Genomic DNA, 18,898 nt, shown 5'->3' on the forward strand with positions numbered 1-18,898 from the left:
TTTATTTACGTCTCCTCGTTACTGTCCGCTCAGGAAAGGCTGGACAGGTAGTCTTCGAAACCAAACTCGCGAACCACTTCGATGCTGCCATCGAGCTGCTTCACGACAATGGACGGCATTTTCAGACCGTTGAACCAGTTTTTCTTGACCATGGTGTAACCCGCTGCGTCGATGAACGACAGTCGATCGCCGATGGCCAGCGGACGATCAAATTGGTATTCGCCGAAGATGTCCCCGGCCAGGCAGGATTTGCCGCACACCATGTAGGTATGTTCACCCGAGCTTGGTGACAGCTTGGCGTTCAGGCGATAGATCAGCAGATCGAGCATGTGCGCTTCGATGGAACTGTCCACCACCGCCAGGTGTTTGCCGTTGTACAGGGTGTCGAGCACGGTCACTTCCAGGGACGCGCTCTGGGTGATGGCGGCTTCGCCCGGCTCCAGGTAGACCTGCACGCCGTACTTCTGGGAGAAGGCCTTGAGGCGCGCGCAGAAGGCGTCCAGGGCGTAGTCCTCGCCGGTAAAGTGAATGCCGCCGCCGAGGCTGACCCACTCCACCTTGTGCAGCAGGTGGCCGAAGCGCTCTTCGATGGTGGTCAACATCTGGTCGAACAGGCCGAAGTCGCCGTTCTCGCAGTTGTTGTGGAACATGAAGCCCGAGATCTGCTCGATGACTTGCTCGATCTTGGCCGGGTCCCATTCGCCCAGGCGGCTGAAGGGCCGCGCCGGGTCGGCCAGCAGGTAGTCCGAGCTGCTCACCTGAGGGTTGACCCGCAGACCGCGGACCTTGCCACTGGAGGCTTCGGCAAAACGCTGCAGCTGGCTGATGGAGTTGAAGATGATCTTGTCGCAGTTGGCGAGCATGTCCTCGATCTCGTCATCGGCCCAGGCCACGCTGTAGGCATGGGTCTCGCCTGCGAACTTCTGCCGGCCGAGCTTGAGCTCGTACAGCGACGAGGAGGTGGTGCCGTCCATGTACTGCTGCATCAGATCGAACACCGACCAGGTGGCGAAACACTTGAGGGCCAGCAGGGCCTTGGCGCCGGACTGCTCGCGCACGTAGGCGATCTTCTGCATGTTGCTCAAAAGCTTCTGCTTGTCGATGAGGTAGTACGGCGTCTTGATCATTTCAGGGTCTCCGGCAGGGCCAGCCAAAAAGGTACGCATTGTGCCTTCAGTGCCTGCAGATCGAAAGCTCGGAAATGCATTTTCGCCGGGTAATCATCTGAAAGGCCCTGCCGATCAGTCTGATCGCCATTGGCTTGCGCCCGGATGTCCCCCGACTACAGTCCGGCCCTCGGCAACCCTGGGCTGCAGGCCTTGGCGCTGCCTCGTTTTTTCTTATCCAGGGAGCACATTTTTAGTCATTTTCCTTCGCCGACGTCTGTCGCACCATCTGCTGCATCCGACTCACACCCGGGTTCTGAACAAGGCGCCCAGCGCTCGCGCTGGCGCCCCTCGTCTCGCAGAAGGACACAGACATGACCGTAGAACAAATACAAGTCGATACCCTGGTGGTCGGCGCAGGCCAGGCCGGCGTGGCCATGAGCGAACATCTGAGCAAGCTGGGGGTGCCCCATCTGGTGCTGGAGCGCAGCCGGGTCGCCGAGGCCTGGCGCACCGGGCGCTGGGACTCGCTGGTGGCCAATGGGCCGGCCTGGCATGACCGCTTTCCGGGGCTGGAATTCGATATCCCTGCCGATGCCTTCCCGGCCAAGGATCAGGTGGCGGACTACTTCGAGGCCTATGCCCGCCAGTTCAATGCGCCGATCCGCACCGGCGTGGACGTGCGCAAGGTGCAGCGCAATGTCGGACGCCCGGGCTTCACCGTCGAGACTTCCGAGGGGGTGATCCAGGCCAATCGCGTGGTGGCCGCCACCGGACCTTTCCAGCGCCCGGTGATTCCGCCGATCGCGCCCAAGAATGCACGGGTCGAGCAGATCCATTCCGCCGCGTACCGCAATCCGCAGCAACTGCCCGCGGGGGCGGTGCTGGTGGTGGGGGCGGGCTCTTCCGGCGTGCAGATCGCCGATGAGCTGCAGCGCGCGGGGCGCCAGGTCTACCTGTCGGTGGGTGCCCATGACCGTCCACCGCGCTCCTATCGCGGCCGGGATTTCTGCTGGTGGCTCGGAGTGCTGGGGGAATGGGACGCGGAGATTGCCAAGCCGGGCCGGGAGCACGTGACCATTGCCGTCAGTGGTGCCCGCGGAGGCCAGACCATCGACTTCCGCGCCCTGGCCCATCAAGGCATCACCCTGGTGGGTCTGACCCAGGCCTTCGACGGTGAGCGCGTGACCTTCCAGGCGGACCTGGTGGACAACCTGGCCCGTGGCGACGAGAACTACCTGGCGCTGCTGGACGCGGCCGATGCCTATATCGCCCGCAACGGCCTCGACCTGCCGCCGGAGCCCGAGGCTCGGCAGCGTGTCCCGGATCCGCAGTGCGTAAAGCAGCCGATCCTGGAACTGGATCTGCTGGCGGCGGGGGTTACCTCGATCATCTGGGCTACCGGCTATGCCGTGGACTTTTCCTGGCTGCAGGTGGATACCTTCAGCGAACAGGGCAAGCCCTTGCATCAGCGCGGTGTGTCCCGCGAACCAGGAATCTATTTCCTTGGCCTGCCCTGGTTGTCGCGCCGGGGCTCCTCCTTTATCTGGGGCGTCTGGCACGACGCCAAGCACGTCGCCGATCACATCGCCACCCAGCGTAAATACCTTGCCTACAGCCAAGCCCGGCAGACTTCGGCGCAGACCTGCGCGCAGCCGGAGACGCCGGTCCACAACCTCGACAGCGTGGGAGCCCACTGATGCCTACTCATACCCGTATTCGCATGTTCAATACCAAGGACACTTACCCCAACCAGTCCCTGGACAACGACCTGTGCCAGGCGGTGCGCGCCGGCAACACGGTGTACGTGCGCGGTCAGGTCGGCACCGATTTCGACGGTCGGCTGGTGGGCCTCGGCGACCCGCGGGCCCAGGCCGAGCAGGCGATGAAAAACGTCAAGCAACTGCTGGAAGAAGCCGGCAGCGACCTGTCCCATATCGTCAAGACCACCACCTACCTCACCGACCCGCGTTACCGCGAGCCGGTGTATCAGGAGGTGGGCAAGTGGCTCAAGGGCGTGTTCCCGATTTCCACCGGCCTGGTGGTCTCGGCCCTCGGCCAGCCGCAGTGGCTGATGGAGATCGACGTGATCGCGGTGATTCCCGAGTGACCCCTGTGCGGTTGTTTCCAGCGGCGCCGCGTCGAGCGTCCATGCGGGCCCAGTGGGCCAAGGAGTTCCCATGACTTTTTCCATCGTTGGCCGTTGCGCCGAAACCGGCCAGTTGGGCATCGCTATCAGTTCGTCGAGCATTGCCGTCGGCGCCCGCTGCCCCTGGCTGCGGGCCGGAGTGGGGGCGGTGGCGACCCAGAACGTGACCCTGCCGGCCCTGGGGCCGCAGATCCTCGACCTGCTGGAGCATCAGAAACTTGAGCCCGGCGCCGCCCTCGATCAGGCCCTGGGGCGCAACGGCTGGAGCCAGTACCGCCAGGTCACGGTGATCGACGGCCAGGGGCGCACGGCGCTGTTCAGTGGCCAGCAAGCCCTGGGCCTGCACAACGCGGTGGCGGGGGAGCAGTGCGTGGCTGCCGGCAACCTGCTGGCGCGGCCCGAGGTGATCGAGGCCATGGTCCAGGCCTTTGAAAACACCCCGGGCATGCTGGTGGAGCGCCTGCTGGCGGCCATGCAGGCGGCGATGGCTGCGGGGGGCGAGGCGGGGCCGGTGCATTCGGCGGCGCTGAGCGTGGTGGACGACCTGACCTGGCCCATCGTCGACCTGCGGGTGGACTGGGCCGATGCAGATCCCATTGGCCAGCTCGCGGGCCTGTGGCAGGCCTATCGCCCGCAGATGCAGGACTACCTGACCCGGGCCCTGGACCCCACGGCGGCCCCCAGTTATGGAGTACCGGGCAATGAGTGAGCATTCGAGCCGCGAGCTGTTGGCGCGGCTGGTGGGTTTTGCCACGGTCAGCCGCGACTCCAACCTGGAGCTGATCGGTTTTATCCGCGACTACCTGGCGGGCCATGGGGTGGACAGCGAACTGATCTACAACCCGCAGCGCACCAAGGCCAACCTGTTTGCCAGCATCGGCCCCAGCGATCGTAGCGGTGTGGTGTTGTCCGGGCACACCGACGTGGTGCCCGTGGATGGCCAGGCCTGGAGCGTCGAGCCGTTTGTCTTGAGCGAGCGGGAAGGGCGTCTGTATGGCCGTGGCACCGCCGACATGAAGGGCTTTATCGCCTCGGTGCTGGCGGCGGTGCCGGGCTTGGTCCGGCGAGAGCTGCGCATGCCGATCCACCTGGCCTTCTCCTATGACGAGGAGGTGGGCTGCCTGGGCGTACGGCCGATGCTCGAACGATTGCAGCAGCGGCCGCACAAGCCGTTGCTGTGTCTGATCGGCGAGCCCACCGAACTGCGCCCGGTGCTGGGCCACAAGGGCAAGCTGGCCATGCGTTGCCAGGTGCGTGGCGCGGCCTGTCATTCCGCCTATGCGCCGTACGGGGTCAATGCCATCGAGTATGCGGCGCGGCTGATCGGCAAGCTGGGGGAGATCGGCAGCCAACTGGCCCGTCCCGAACACCACGATCCGCGCTTCGATCCGCCGTTCTCCACGGTGCAGACCGGCACCATCCAGGGCGGCCGGGCACTGAACATAGTGCCGGCGGACTGCGAGTTCGATTTCGAGGTGCGCACCCTGCCGCAGTTCGATGCCCAGGCCGTGGTGGATGAACTGCAGCGTTATGCCCAAGACCAATTGCTGCCGCAGATGCAGGCGGTACAGGCCGACACCGGGATCGCCCTGCAACCCTTGAGCGCCTACCCGGGGCTGGCCACCGCCGCCGACAGCGAGGCCGCCGAACTGCTGGCGCTGCTCAGCGGTTCGCGGGCGTTCGGCACTGTGGCGTTCGGCACCGAGGGTGGGCTGTTTCATCAGGCCGGCATCCCTACGGTGGTCTGCGGCCCGGGCAGCATGGACCAGGGCCACAAGCCGGACGAGTTCATCAGCCTTGAGCAGTTGCACGCCTGTGACGCCATGCTGCTGCGCCTGGGGGACTGGCTGGAACGTCCCGCCTGACCCTGTCCGGCGGTTGACGGGTGCTGTTTTACGCCCCCAGGCCATCTCCCGGATGGCCTGGGCGTTGGCGTTTGCGCGGCCGGTCCAGGGCCTTGGCTACAGAGCTTTTTCATGGTGCCGGAGCATATTTTTAGTATTTTTCCTCTCGCTCGCGGTGACGCACCATCCTCCCTACCTACATAACAACCAGGCCGTTACAACGGTCGACGAGGGAGTGCAGCGTGTTCGATCTCGGTTACTGGCAGCAGCGAGCTGCCCGGCAAACATTCATTGACCAGGCGCTGATCGGCGGCCAACGGTTGTCCGCCCAGTCCGGCGCCACGTTCGACGCCATCAACCCCGCCACCAATCAACTTTTGGCCCGGGTCAGCGCCTGTGGCGCAGCCGAGGTGGACCTGGCGGTGGCTGCCGCGCGCCGGGCCTTCGACCAGGGGCCCTGGGCGCGCATGGCCCCGGTGGAACGCAAGAAGGTGCTGCTGCGCCTGGCCGAGCTGATGCTTGCCCACCGCGAGGAACTGGCCCTGCTGGAATCCCTGAACATGGGCAAGCCGGTGATGGATGCCTGGAACATGGATGTGCCCGGCGCCGCCAACGTCTTCGCCTGGTACGCCGAAAGCGTCGACAAGCTCTACGATCAGGTGGCCCCCGGCGCCCGTAACAGCCACGCCAGCATCAGCCGTGAAGCCTTGGGGGTGATCGGCGCCGTGGTGCCCTGGAACTTCCCCCTGGACATGGCTGCCTGGAAGCTGGCACCGGCCCTGGCGGTGGGCAACTCGGTGGTGCTCAAGCCCGCCGAGCAGTCGCCGTTCTCGGCACTGCGCCTGGCCGAACTGGCCCTGGAGGCCGGGTTGCCGGAAGGGGTGCTCAACGTGGTGCCGGGCCTGGGTGCCGAGGCCGGCCGCGCCCTGGGCCTGCACCCGGACGTGGATTGCCTGGTGTTCACCGGCTCCACCGAAGTGGGCAAGTACTTCATGCAGTATTCGGCCCAATCCAACCTCAAGCAGGTCTGGCTGGAATGTGGCGGCAAAAGCCCGAATCTGGTGTTCGCCGACTGCCAGGACCTGGACCTGGCCGCCGAGAAGGCCGCCTTTGGCATCTTCTTCAACCAGGGCGAGGTGTGTTCGGCCAACTCGCGGCTGCTGGTGGAACGCAGCATTCATGACGAGTTCGTCGAGCGCTTGCAGGCCAAGGCTCGGGACTGGCGGCCGGGCAATCCCCTGGATCCGGCCAGCCGTGCCGGGGCCATGGTCGACGCCCGCCAGACCGCCAGTGTCATTGGCTTCATCAAGGGCGCCCGGGAGCAGGGTGCCGAGCTGGCGTGTGGCGGCCGGCAGTTGATCATCGATGGTAGCGACAACTACATCGAGCCGACCATTTTCACTGGCGTGGATCGCCAGATGACCCTGTTCCGCGAGGAGCTGTTTGGCCCGGTGCTGGCGGTGACCCCCTTTGACCAGGAGGAGCAGGCTGTTGCGCTGGCCAACGACAGTGTCTATGGCCTGGCTGCGTCGCTGTGGAGCGATGACCTCAACCGTGCCCACCGGGTGGCCCGGCAACTGCGGGCCGGCACGGTGTCGGTGAACACCGTGGACGCCCTGGACGTTACCGTGCCCTTTGGCGGCGGCCGGCAATCGGGGTTTGGCCGCGACCTGTCGCTGCATGCCTTCGACAAGTACACCCAACTGAAAACCACCTGGTTCCAGTTGCGCTGAGCCATGCCTTGCGACCCGCTCGCCGGGTCCAGTGCCGCGCCGTCAGAGCGCGTCTTTGCCTGCCGCTCCGGCGGCAGGCCCACAACAATAAAAAACGGAGTGTGTGCCATGACTGCAAGTGTCTCCATCGGGGTTGCAAGCCCCCTGCAACGCGGCGGTTTGCGCCGGGTCCTGGGCCTGGGTTCGCTGGTCTCGGTGGCCGTCGGCCTGGTGGTGTCCCAGGGGGTGATGGTGCTGATGCTGCAAGGGGCGGGGATGGCCGGACTGGGCTTCTTCATGCCTCTGCTGCTGGCGTATCTGATGGCCCTGACCTACGCGCTGTCCTTTTCCGAATTGGCGCTGATGGTGCCTCGGGCCGGCAGCTTGAGCAGCTACACCGAAGTGGCCATCGGGCACTTCCCGGCGATCCTCGCCACCTTCTCCGGCTACATGGTGGTGGCGATGTTCGCCCTGTCCGCCGAACTGCTGCTCCTGGACCTGATCATCGGCAAGGTCTACCCCGGCGCGCTGCCGCCGATGCTGGTGGCCTATGGCGTACTGGGCACCTTCACCTTGCTCAACCTGCTGGGCATCGATGTCTTCGCCAAGCTGCAGACGGTACTGGCGGTGGTGATGGTGGTGATTCTGCTGACCCTGGGCCTGGGCGCCATCGGCAGCGCGCAAGCGGATCTGCAACTGCCGCTGGATCAGGGCTGGAACCCCATGGAAGTGGGGGCGCTGGCGTTGGCGGCGATGGCCATCTGGGGCTTTGTCGGTGCCGAATTCGTCTGCCCGCTGGTGGAGGAAACCCGCAACCCGGAACGCAATATCCCGCGTTCGATGATCATTGGCCTGAGCATTATTTTCCTGGTGATCACTCTGTACTGCCTCGGCGCACTGCTGTGCATTCCCCGGGAGCAACTGGCGAGCCACCCGCTGCCGCATTTCCTCTTCGCCACCTCGGTGTTCGGTGAGGCCGGCAAGCTGTTCCTGGTGGGCGCGGTGATCACCGCGACCTGCAGCACGGTCAATTCGTCCCTGGCGGCGCTGCCGCGCATGCTTTACGGCATGGCGCAGAACGGCCAGGCCTTTCCCCAGTTCAAGCGCCTGAGTCCGCGCACCCGTACGCCCTGGGTGGCGGTGCTGTTCATTGCCGCCCTCACGGGCCTGCCGATCCTGCTGCTGGGCCAGGACCCGGATTCCATCAGCCTGCTGCTATTGGCCGCGGCCCTGGCCTGGCTGCTGGCCTACATCATTGTGCACATCGACGTGATCGCCCTGCGGCGTCGCTATCCCGAGGCGCCACGGCCGTTCCGCTCGCCGTTCTACCCCTGGCCCCAGGTGCTGGGCATCGTCGGCATGCTGTTTGCGATCTATCACGTTTCGCCGTCGCCGCAGATGACTGCGCGGATCTTCGGCAGCGCCGGGGTGGTGCTCGGGGTGATCTCGGTGATCGCCGTGGTCTGGATCAAATGGGTGATGCGCAAGCCACTGTTTGTTCCCGAGCCGCTGTTGCCCCTTGACCCGGGTCCCGCTGCAACCCCTTCCCTTGAATCCACTTGCCGTGCAGGAGAATGACCATGAGTGCTTCCAACCCTCAGCCAGACAACGCCCCGCAACGCAGTACCCAGGACTACCAGGCCCTGGACGCCGCCCACCATATCCATGCCTTTCTCGACCAGAAGGCGCTGAATGCCGAAGGCCCGCGGGTCATCGTCCGTGGCCAGGGCCTGCACCTGTGGGACAACGACGGCAAGCGCTACCTGGACGGCATGTCCGGCCTGTGGTGCACCAACCTGGGCTACGGCCGCAAGGACCTGGCGGCCGCCGCCACCGCCCAGCTGGAACAGCTGCCGTACTACAACATGTTCTTCCACACCACCCACCCGGCGGTGGTGGAGCTGTCGGAGTTGCTGTTCAGCCTGCTGCCGGGGCACTACAGCCACGCCATCTACACCAACTCCGGTTCCGAGGCCAACGAGGTGCTGATCCGCAGCGTGCGCCGTTACTGGCAGATCCTCGGCCAGCCGCAGAAGAAGGTGATGATCGGCCGCTGGAACGGCTACCACGGCTCGACCCTGGCGGCCACCGCCCTGGGCGGGATGAAGTTCATGCACGACATGGGCGGGTTGATCCCGGACGTGGCGCATATCGACGAGCCTTACTGGTTCGCCCATGAAGGCAACCTGACACCCGCCGAGTTCGGCCTGCGCTGCGCCCGCCAGCTGGAGGAGAAGATCCTCGAACTGGGGGCCGAGAACGTTGCCGGTTTCATCGCCGAACCGTTCCAGGGCGCGGGCGGCATGATCTTCCCGCCGGACAGTTACTGGCCCGAGATCCAGCGCATCTGCCGCCAGTACGACGTGCTGCTGTGTGCCGACGAGGTGATCGGTGGTTTCGGCCGTACCGGGGAGTGGTTCGCTCACCAGCACTTCGGTTTCGAGCCCGATACCCTGTCCATCGCCAAGGGCCTGACCTCGGGCTACATCCCCATGGGCGGCCTGGTGCTGAGCAAGCGCATCGCCCAGGTGCTGGTGGAGCAGGGCGGGGTGTTCGCCCACGGCCTGACCTATTCCGGGCACCCGGTGGCGGCCGCCGTGGCCATCGCCAACCTCAAGGCCCTGCGCGATGAGGGCGTGGTGACCCAGGTCAAGAGCGACACCGGTCCCTATCTGCAGCAATGCCTGCGTGAAGTGTTCGGCAACCATCCGTTGATCGGCGAGATCCAGGGCACCGGACTGGTGGCGGCCCTGCAGTTCGCCGAGGACAAGGCCACGCGCAAACGCTTTGCCAACGAGAACGACATCGCCTGGCGCTGTCGCACCCTGGGCTTTGAAGAGGGCGTGATCATTCGCTCGACCTTCGGGCGCATGATCATGGCTCCGGCTCTGGTGGCCAGTCGTGGCGACATTGATGAGCTGATCGACAAGACCCGTCGCGCGGTGGAGCGCACGGCGCAGGAAATCGAGTCCGGGCAGTTGCCGACGGCCTGAGGGCTGGCGCTGGATCGAGCGCTTGTCGGCGCTGTTAAAACACAACACCCCGCCAGAGTCGGACTCTGGCGGGGTGTTGTGTTGTTGCCATGGCTCAGGGGGAGCCATTTCCTGCTGTGGGGTTCAGATCCGGGCCACTAATCTGTGGCCAGGGTTCAGAACTTGCCGTTGAAACCTAGGCGGAAGGTGTCGTTGCGTTCGTCCGAGCCCAGGGCGGTCTTGTACGAGAGCCCCAGTTGCCAGGCGCGTCCGAGGTTGAAGTCGACGCCCATGTCCAGACTGGCGAAATCGCTGTCCAGGGCATCGGGCTTGAGTCGGTACAGCGTGCCTTCGTCGCCCTGGTCGGTGTAGCGCATCTTGTAGTCGCTGCTGCTACTGAAGTTGTGGCCCCAGGCCAGGCCGACCTTGGGCGTGACCACACCGATGCGGGTCATCAGGTCGTAGCCTGAGCGCACGCCGAGGTAGGAGGTGAAGTTCTGCTGGCGCTGCTCGTCGTAGGACAAAGCGTAAATGCCGCCGCCACTTTCACGGTAGGCGTCCATGCGCGTGGTGCTGGCATTCAGGCGGCTGTAAGGGGTCAGCGACAGCGGGCCCTGGCGGTACTCGTAGCTGGCGGTCAAGGAGGCGAACAACTGATCGGCATCCCGCGAGCCACGGGCATAGTCATCGGCACTGCCAGTGATGTAGCGGCGTGAGTCGAAGCTGATGCGGTTGTAGCCCAGCAGGCCGTCGACATACACCTGTGGGGCCAGATTCAGGCTCAGGTAGGTGGCGATACCGATGGCGTCTGCATCACTGCGGGTGTGGTTTTTGCCGATGTCACTGCGGTCGTTGCCGTAGCCGAAACCGACACCGGCAATCGCGGTCGGCGACAGGCGATAGTCGACCCCGGCGCTCAGGCCCAGGGTGGTGAAACTGTTGTCCCGCGCGCCCCGTGCATGGGTCGAGCCGACGTTGACGAAGCCGTCGCTCCAGAACGCCAGGGCATCCTGTTGGCAATTGTCTTGGAGGGCGGCAGCGGCTTCGCGTTTTTCCTGCTCGGTCTGGTTGGCCGAGGCCCCCAGTTGGTCCTGGACGGTCTTGGCGATCTCGCCCAGCGGCACTTCGCGACCTTCCTTGCGCAGGCTGGCGTTGAACGAATTGCGGTCGCAACTGATCTGGTGCAGTTGCTCCAGACGCCGGTTGAAGTTGTCCATCTGGGTGCTGGCAAAGCGTTCCGCGGCCCGGGTCTGGGCGTTGAGCAGGCCGATGACTTCGGCGTCCTTGGTCGGGTCCGGGCGCTCCTGGATCATGAAGCTGACGGTGCTCGCGGCGCTGGAACCGCTGCCGTTCTGCAGGCTGAAGCTGACGATGGCGGTGCCGGCGAAGGCGGCCGAGGGCACGAAACGCATCGAGAACGGGCCCATCATCATCGCCCTGCCGGCCGATGCAGGTGTGACCGAACCCAGGGTGGCCTGGGTGAACGGGCCGCCGGTGGCGCCTTGAGTCAGGTCGACGGTGGCCGATTGGCCTGCGGCGAGGATCTGGCTGGAGGCGGGTACGGTGATCGCCACGCTCGCGATCACGATCGAGTAGGCCTGTGAGCCCGTCGCCCCATTGGCGTCGGTGGCGGTGATGCTCAGGTTGCTGGTGCCGCTGGTGCTCGGCGAACCGCTGATCAGACCGCTGGCGGTGTTCAGGCTGAGGCCTGCGGGCAGGCTGCCGCTGGTGATGCTGTAGCTGTAGGGCGCGGTACCGCCGGAGACACTGAGGGTCGCGCTGTAGGGGCTACCCGCCGTGCCGGCGCCCAGGGACGCTGGTGTCACCGTCAGGACCGGCGCGCTGACGGTGATGCTCACCGTGGCCGGGCTGGAGGTGCCGCTGGCGTTGGTGGCGGTGTAGGTGAAACTGTCGGCGCCGGAGAAGCCGGCGGTCGGGGTGTAGCTGATGCTGGTGCCACTGGCAGTGGCGGTGCCATGGCTGGCTGCACTGGCCACGGCGACGCTGGTGGCCGCGCCACCGGTGATGTTCAGGGTAATGGGGTTGGCGCTGCTGTTGGCCGCTAGCGAAGCGCTGACGGCGTTGGCCACAGGCGTCTGGACGGCGACGGTGATCGAGTAGGCCTGGGAACCGCTGGCGCTGTTGGCGTCGGTGGCGGTGACGGTCAGGTTGAAGGTGCCGCTGGCGCTCGGCGTGCCGCTGAGCGCGCCGCTGCTGGTGTTCAAGCTCAGGCCGGCCGGCAGGCTGCCGGTGGTGATCGTGTAGCTGTAGGGCGCAGTACCGCCGGAAGCGCTGATGCTGGCGCTGTAGGCCGTACCGACGGTGCCGTTGCTCAGGGAGCCGGGGCTCAGGCTGATGCTTGGTGCACTGACGGTAATAGTCACCGTGGCTGGGCTGGAGGTGCCGTTGGCGTTGGTGGCGGTGTAGGTGAAGCTGTCGGCGCCGGAGAAGCCGGCGGTCGGGGTGTAGCTGATGCTGGTGCCACTGGCGGTAGCGGTGCCATGGCTGGCGGCGCTGGCCACGGCGACGCTGGTGGCGGCGCCACCGGTGATGTTCAGGGTGATGGGGTTGGCGCTGCTGTTGGCGGCGACCGTGGCGCTGACGGCGCCGGCGACCGGCGCCAGGCCATTGATCACGATGCTGTAGGCGCGAGAGCCGGTGGCGCTGTTGGCGTCGGTGGCGTTGACGGTCAGGTTGAAGGTGCCACTGGCGCTCGGTGTGCCACTGATCACGCCGGTGCCGGTGTTCAGGCTCAGGCCGGCCGGCAGGCTGCCGGCGCTGATGGCGAAGCTGTAGGGCGCGGTGCCGCCGGAGGCGGTTAGGGTCTGGCTATAGGCCGTGCCCTGAGTGCCGTTGGGCAGAGTGGTCGGCGTTATCGCCAGCGTCGGCGCGCTGACGGTAATGGTCACCGTGGCTGGGCTGGAGGTGCCGCCGGCGTTGGTGGCGGTGTAGGTAAAACTGTCGGCGCCGGAGAAGCCGGCGGTCGGGGTGTAGGTGATGCTGGTGCCGCTGGCGGTGGCGGTGCCGTGGCTGGCCGCGCTGGCCACGGCAACGCTGGTGGCCGCGCCGCCGGTGATGTTGAGGGTGATCGGGTTGGCGCTGCTGTTGGCGGCGACGATGACGCTGACGGCGTTGGCCACGGGTGGCGCCAGACCGTTGATCAGCAAGCTGTAGGCGCGGGAACCAGTAGCGCTGTTGGCGTCGGTGGCGGTGACGGTCAGGTTGAAGGTGCCACTGGCGCTCGGTGTGCCACTGATCACGCCGGTGCCGGTGTTCAAGCTGAGGCCGGCCGGCAGGCTGCCGGCGCTGATGGCGAAGCTGTAGGGCGCGGTGCCGCCGGAGGCGGTTAGGGTCTGGCTATAGGCCGTGCCCTGAGTGCCGTTGGGCAGAGTGGTTGGCGTTATCGCCAGCGTCGGCGCGCTGACGCTAATGGTCACCGTGGCTGGGCTGGAGGTGCCGCCGGCGTTGGTGGCGGTATAGGTAAAACTGTCGGCGCCGGAGAAGCCGGCGGTCGGGGTGTAGGTGATGCTGGTGCCGCTGGCGGTGGCGGTGCCGTGGCTGGCCGCGCTGGCCACGGCGACGCTGGTGGCCGCGCCACCGGTGATGTTGAGGGTGATCGGGTTGGCACTGCTGTTGGCGGCGACGATGACGCTGACGGCGTTGGCCACGGGTGGCGCCAGACCGTTGATCAGCAAGCTGTAGGCGCGGGAACCAGTAGCGCTGTTGGCGTCGGTGGCGGTGACGGTCAGGTTGAAGGTGCCACTGGCGCTCGGTGTGCCACTGATCACGCCGGTGCCGGTGTTCAGGCTGAGGCCGGCAGGCAGGCTGCCGGCGCTGATGGCGAAGCTGTAGGGCGCGGTACCGCCGGAGGCGGTTAGGGTCTGGCTATAGGCCGTGCCCTGAGTGCCATTGGGCAGAGTGGTCGGCGTTATCGCCAGCGTCGGCGCGCTGACGGTAATGGTCACCGTGGCTGGGCTGGAGGTGCCGCTGGCGTTGGTGGCGGTGTAGGTAAAGCTGTCGGCGCCGGAGAAGCCGGCGGTCGGGGTGTAGGTGATGCTGGTGCCGCTGGCGGTGGCGGTGCCGTGGCTGGCCGCGCTGGCCACGGCGACGCTGGTGGCCGCGCCGCCGCTCAGGCTCAGGGTGATCGGGTTGGCGCTGCTGTTGGCCGCCACCGTGGCGCTGACCGGGCCGACCGTGGGCGCTGCCGCTGTATAGGTATAACCATTGGTCAGGGTCGCGCTACCGCCCGGCGTGGTGACCGCCACATTCACCGTGCCTGCGGCGTGGGCCGGGGTGGTGGCGGTGATGGTGGTGGCGTTGTTGACGGTGAAACTGCTGGCTGCTGTTCCGCCAAAGGTCACCGCTGTGGCACCGGTAAAGTTGGTGCCGGTGAGGGTGACGGAGGTGGCGCCTGCGGTGCTGCCGCTGCTTGGGTTGACTGAAGTCAGGGTCGGAGTCGCGGAGCTGGTGACCAGCAGGTTGTAGGTGGCGACCCCGCCATCGTTGTGGCCGTCATTGAGGGTGATGCTGAAGGTGTAGTTGCCGGCGGTGGTCGGGGTGCCGTGCAACAACGTGGTGGCGCTGCCGGGTGACGCGTTGAGGATCAGGCCCGGCGGCAGGCAGGGGGTCACACCATCGTAGTCCGGGTCGTTGGCATCGCACTCCACCCAACGGTCCAGGGGCATGGTGCCGCCGACGGACGTGATGGTGATGCTCATGCTCTGGCCCACCGCAATGGTGGGCAAGGTGCTGCCGGACGCCGGGCTGGTGATCACGGGGGCGGCCGCCATGGCCTGGCTGGCCAGGGGCAGCATGACCAGCAGCAGAAACAGTGAAATCAGCGGGCGTGTCAGCCAGGTACCTGGCGCGATCAGCGGTGTTCTCATGAGGGCTTCCTGCCTTGCGACCGGTTCAGGGTCGTGTCCAGCGTCAGTGTTGATAAAGGTCCAGCGGTTACAGCACGGCTACAGCCGGCCCCTTGGGGGCAGGTATTACTTGATGCTCAGGGACTGTCGATTTCTTCTCGTGCGGCAATCCGCGCGGGACGCTGCATCTGGGTGTACAGGCCAGTATCGGCGCCGGCGCGGAAGCCCAGTCGCTCATACAATCCGCGGGCCCGGTTGCCGTGCTCGACACTCAGGCTGCAGGTCTGATGCTGGGCGTCGGCCTTGGCCAGTACTGTGTGCAGCAACTCGGTGCCGATGCCCCGGCCATGCCAGTCCGGCAGCAGGGCGATATCGACAATTCGCACATCGTCGGCTGCGTACTGCACGCACAGGCGCCCGATCGGGCTACCGGCCTGCTCGACGATCAGAAAGTCCGCAGCAGGGAAGTGCTTTTCATAGTGCTGGCGTTGCAGTTCGGCCTGGGTGTGCAGGAAAGCCCGGCGCTGGGCGTCGTTCCAGCCAGGCACTGCACTGACTTCGGCCCAACGGCGCGAGGCGTACAGCGCCTGGAGAAATCCCAGGTCGTGGCCGTTCTGCTTGCGCAGTACGGCCACGCTGTCTGCCGGCAACTGGAGAGGGGTGATGTGAGTCATGAGGCTCTGATCGGGTACTCGCCATCCAGGCAGATGCAGTAGGACAGCGTCTGGAAGGGTTGCATGGTGTTGCGCAAGGCCGTCGACGTTGCGCCGCTGCCGGCGTTGCCCACCGTGATGGCCGCCAGTCTCGGGCCTGTCGCGGTCGGTGCAGTGTTGTTGTACAGGCGTATATTGCGGGGCTGCGCCAGGTAGGCGGTGCTGTTGGGGATATCGAGGGCGGCCGCTGATTCGTTGCCGTCCTTGGCCACCACCTGATGGGTGTGCGGGGCGAAATTGCTGGCCACCATGGTTATCCGGTCGGCGCCGAGGGCCTTGCCAACTGGGATATCGCTCAGCCCGGCGCCCATGGCCACGCGCCCGTTGAGATCGGGCAGCTTGAAGTTCTGGCCGGGGGTGCCGCCATACAGGTTGCCAATCACCGAATAGAGGGCTGGATTTTGCTGGACGGTGATGAGCGAGCCATCGCAGTACGCCCAGTTTTGCGGGACGAAGTTGTAGGGAAACAGTCTGATTTCACCGGTAAACGCATCCATGATCGGTCATTCCAGATTGAGTGAGGGGGTCACTGCTGTCGGGTCGGATAGAGGCCGAGCAGGCAAATGATGTAGTTGATCGCCAATGAACCCATCAGGTTGCTATGGGGGGTCGTGGCGCCACCGGCCGGGGTCAGTGCCGAGTCGAGAAACTGTGGGTTCAGCGGGACGCTGGCGGAGGTTCCGGTGCCTGCGCTGTACAGCCCGGTGATGATCCCCACGCCCGGGAATGTGGCAAAGGTCATGTTGTTGGGCGTGGCGGCGGGGGACGGGCTCGCCGATGTGGCATCCTGGCTGCTCACCATGAAGCCATGGGTATGGGGCGCGGTGTTTTCCGGCCTCATGGTCACGGCTGCCACGCCAAAGGTTTGGGTCAGCGTTCTTGGGGTCAGACCCGTTCCGGTGCCCTGGCCCACGGGCAGGCGACCCCGGTAGTCCGGCAGGCCGAAGTTGGTGCTGCCATTGCCGCCGTACAGGGTGCCCAGTAATGAATACAGGACCTGGAAGTTGCTGATCGGCAGCAACGTACCGTCACAAAACGCCCAATTTTCCGGCGCATAGTTACCGGCAAACATGCGGATCTCTCCGACGAAGGCTTCAGACATGTCAGTTTCCTTGCTTGAGGGTCTGTAGACAGCCGTTACTGGCGCGGCGGGTAGATGCCCGTCGTAGCGATGCAGAAACAGCCGACGATGGAGGGCTGCATGTTCGGCATGGCCGCGCCTTGGGTTTGGGTGATAGTGGCGGGATTGAGGCTGATCAGGGCGCCGGTGGCCACGGCGTAGGTCGGTTTTGCCGCGGCCCCCTTGGAGTTCGAGCTGACGGCGGGAATGTTGCCTGCCGGGTCATCGTTGCCCGGGTCGGTCGAGACATGTGTGGCATGGTTGTGCAGGGCCACCGAGTTTTGCGGCATCGTAACGGTCTCGCTACCGCCGATGCTGCCCAGCGCGTGCACATCCATGATCGGATCGACGGTGGAGGCTCTGTAGTTCTGCCCCAGGGCGACCCGGCCACGCAGGTCCGGCAGGCCGAATGTGGTGGTGCCGTTACCGCCATAGGTTTTGCCCAGGAGGGAAGCCAGCGCCACATTGGAGTTGATTTGCAGAACCTGGCCCTCGCAAGGCAGCCAACCCTGAGGTGCCCAACCCCAAGGGAACAAGCGAATTTCTCCGATAAAGGGATCCACGTTCTTTTCTCCTTGAACAAAATATTGGCGTCGGTAATCCATCTTTCGCTAAAGCTAGCGAGTGCGCGAATGCACAATAAACAGAATTGAATTTAGTTCGCAAATTTTATTTTTTAGTTGTTCGGTGGCGCTTGATTAAGCGTTCGTTGTAACGCCAAAGGTTGACGTTGCTGCTCAACTTTTGTATTGGCCGTAAGAGCGCTTGATGCGCTTTGTCTGTTACCGGGGAAATCGATTTTTATAGGGGGTAAGCCCCGGTCTGCATGCGCTACAGGCTGGGCTTCACTTTTAGAATGCGCTGGGCTTGGGCTTCTAAGTTGAGTGTCAGGAAACTAAGCAGGCTAACGATTCTGTACGAAAGTACTGGATGCTTAGTCTAAGGTCTTATGCGTTTCAAACGGTTGTTGAATGCCGTTTGCGCCTGTTTTAGTTGCGTCTGCTAGAGGCGGGATTTCAGAGTAAAAGCGTCGGGTATTGTTCGAGAAAGAACAGCGCTAACTCGATAGCAGAATCTAAGTATTGGTTTTAATTGAGTTTATTGATTGTTTCCTGGCGCCAGTAGAATGCCGCCCCGGGCGGGGCGGCACCTTGTCACTGACTTACAGCCCGGCGCTTTCTGCCGCCACGCTCTTCGGCTTGCCGTAGTGCCACTCATAGACCACGAACTTGAAGTCCTTGAGGTCGCCTTTCTCGTCGAAGCTCAGGTCGCCGGTGGGGGTCTTGAAGGTGCCGGCGTGGATCGCCTCGGCGACTTTCTCCGGGTCTTCGCTCTTGGCCGCGGCGATGGCCCCGGCAATCACTTCCACTGCCGAGTAGGACGGCAGCACGAACGGGCCGCTGGGGTTTTCCTTCTTGGCTTCGAAGGCTTCCACCAGGGCCTTGTTGGCCGGGTCCTGGTCGAAGGACTTGGGCAGCGTCACCAGCATGCCTTCGGAGGCATCCTTGGCGATCTGCGAGATCGAGTCGTTGCCTACGCCTTCAGGCCCCATGAAGCGTGCGGTCAGGCCCTTTTCCTTGGCCTGGCGCAGCAGCAGGCCCATTTCCGGGTGGTAGCCGCCGAAGTACACGAAGTCGACATTGGCCTGCTTGAGCTTGGCCAGGATCGACGAATAGTCGCGCTCGCCGACGTTGATGCCTTCGAACATCGCGACCTTGATGCCTTCCTTGCCGAGGATGTCCTTGACCGAGCTGGCGATACCTTCACCGTACTGCTGCTTGTCGTGCAGCACCGCCACATTGGTCGGTTTCAACTGGGCGATGTAGCGTGCCGCCGCCGGGCCCTGGGCGTTGTCCAGGCCGATGGTGCGGAACACCATCTTGTAGCCCCGGGCGGTCAGCTCCGGGCTGGTGGCGGCCGGGGTGATCATCACGATGCCTTCATCTTCGTAGATGTCGGACGCTGGCTGAGTGGAGCTGGAGCACAGGTGCCCGACCACGAACTTGACGCCGTCATTCACCACTTTGTTGGCCACGGCCACCGCTTGCTTGGGGTCGCAGGCATCGTCGTATTCCACGGCCACCAGTTGCTTGCCGTCGACGCCACCCTTGGCGTTGATCTGCTCGATGGCCATGCGCGCGCCGCTGAACTGCATGTCTCCGTATTGCGCCACCGGGCCGGTCTTGGCCCCGGCGATGCCGATCCTGATGCTGTCGGCTGCCAGGGAATGGCAGGCGAGGCCGGCAAGAATCATGGCGCTGAGCAGTTGGGTGGCTTTGTTATTGATACGACTCATATGTTGTTCCACTCCTGTGGGTAACGGTTCAAGGGGTGTTGCGGGTGTTGCGTGAATGCATGATGCGTCGCAGACAGCGGCGCATCGGCAACTCGGGGTTGTAGACCGGCCAGCCCGGGAC

At 64.8% G+C, this 18,898-nt stretch carries 14 protein-coding genes; 7 read left to right on the forward strand and 7 right to left on the reverse strand.

The features are described from left to right. Window positions 1–29: 29 nt before the first annotated feature. Window positions 30–1,127, reverse strand: coding sequence for a carboxynorspermidine decarboxylase (locus FW796_RS25085; RefSeq protein WP_346636439.1), 1,098 nt, complete (start codon window positions 1,125–1,127; stop codon window positions 30–32). Between the two features lie 353 nt (window positions 1,128–1,480). Between FW796_RS25085 and FW796_RS25090 the strand changes: the two genes are divergently transcribed. The 7 genes from FW796_RS25090 (at window position 1,481) to FW796_RS25120 (ending at window position 9,804) form a co-directional block, all read left to right on the forward strand. Then, entirely contained in the window at window positions 1,481–2,806 is a 1,326-nt protein-coding gene (locus FW796_RS25090) for a flavin-containing monooxygenase (RefSeq protein ID WP_346636438.1), read from the forward strand. Continuing rightward, window positions 2,806–3,216, forward strand: coding sequence for a RidA family protein (locus FW796_RS25095; RefSeq protein WP_011061806.1), 411 nt, complete (start codon window positions 2,806–2,808; stop codon window positions 3,214–3,216). Before FW796_RS25090 ends, FW796_RS25095 begins: the two co-directional genes overlap by 1 nt. A gap of 70 nt (window positions 3,217–3,286) precedes the next feature. Beyond that, entirely contained in the window at window positions 3,287–3,964 is a 678-nt protein-coding gene (locus tag FW796_RS25100) for a DUF1028 domain-containing protein (RefSeq protein ID WP_346636437.1), read from the forward strand. Continuing rightward, entirely contained in the window at window positions 3,957–5,120 is a 1,164-nt protein-coding gene (argE, locus tag FW796_RS25105) for an acetylornithine deacetylase (protein ID WP_346636436.1), read from the forward strand. The genes FW796_RS25100 and argE overlap by 8 nt, the downstream gene beginning before the upstream one ends. 221 nt (window positions 5,121–5,341) lie before the next feature. Beyond that, window positions 5,342–6,832 (forward strand): aldehyde dehydrogenase, encoded by a 1,491-nt coding sequence (locus tag FW796_RS25110; RefSeq protein ID WP_446440226.1) that lies wholly within the window; start codon window positions 5,342–5,344, stop codon window positions 6,830–6,832. 108 nt (window positions 6,833–6,940) lie between these two features. Then, a complete protein-coding gene (locus tag FW796_RS25115) occupies window positions 6,941–8,389 on the forward strand; it encodes an APC family permease (protein WP_446440227.1) in 1,449 nt (482 codons plus the stop codon). A gap of 2 nt (window positions 8,390–8,391) precedes the next feature. After that, a complete protein-coding gene (locus FW796_RS25120; RefSeq protein ID WP_446440228.1) occupies window positions 8,392–9,804 on the forward strand; it encodes an aspartate aminotransferase family protein in 1,413 nt (470 codons plus the stop codon). Window positions 9,805–9,959: 155 nt separating this feature from the next. Here FW796_RS25120 and FW796_RS25125 read toward each other — a convergent pair whose 3' ends face one another. From FW796_RS25125 to FW796_RS25150, 6 genes are all read right to left on the reverse strand, one after another. Then, a complete protein-coding gene (locus FW796_RS25125; protein ID WP_446440229.1) occupies window positions 9,960–14,669 on the reverse strand; it encodes a putative Ig domain-containing protein in 4,710 nt (1,569 codons plus the stop codon). Between the two features lie 116 nt (window positions 14,670–14,785). Next, on the reverse strand, window positions 14,786–15,322 hold the full coding sequence (locus tag FW796_RS25130) for a GNAT family N-acetyltransferase (protein ID WP_446440230.1): 537 nt from the start codon (window positions 15,320–15,322) through the stop codon (window positions 14,786–14,788). Then, window positions 15,319–15,858 carry a phage tail protein gene (locus FW796_RS25135; RefSeq protein WP_346635573.1) on the reverse strand — a complete coding sequence of 180 codons (540 nt, stop codon included), beginning with the start codon at window positions 15,856–15,858 and terminating at the stop codon, window positions 15,319–15,321. Before FW796_RS25135 ends, FW796_RS25130 begins: the two co-directional genes overlap by 4 nt. Window positions 15,859–15,887: 29 nt before the next feature. Then, window positions 15,888–16,463, reverse strand: coding sequence for a phage tail protein (locus FW796_RS25140; RefSeq protein ID WP_346635572.1), 576 nt, complete (start codon window positions 16,461–16,463; stop codon window positions 15,888–15,890). A gap of 35 nt (window positions 16,464–16,498) precedes the next feature. Beyond that, window positions 16,499–17,044 (reverse strand): phage tail protein, encoded by a 546-nt coding sequence (locus tag FW796_RS25145; protein WP_346635571.1) that lies wholly within the window; start codon window positions 17,042–17,044, stop codon window positions 16,499–16,501. Between the two features lie 599 nt (window positions 17,045–17,643). Next, window positions 17,644–18,777 (reverse strand): branched-chain amino acid ABC transporter substrate-binding protein, encoded by a 1,134-nt coding sequence (locus FW796_RS25150; RefSeq protein ID WP_346635570.1) that lies wholly within the window; start codon window positions 18,775–18,777, stop codon window positions 17,644–17,646. Window positions 18,778–18,898 lie beyond the last annotated feature (121 nt).

This window comes from Pseudomonas sp. 910_21 (assembly GCF_052850735.1).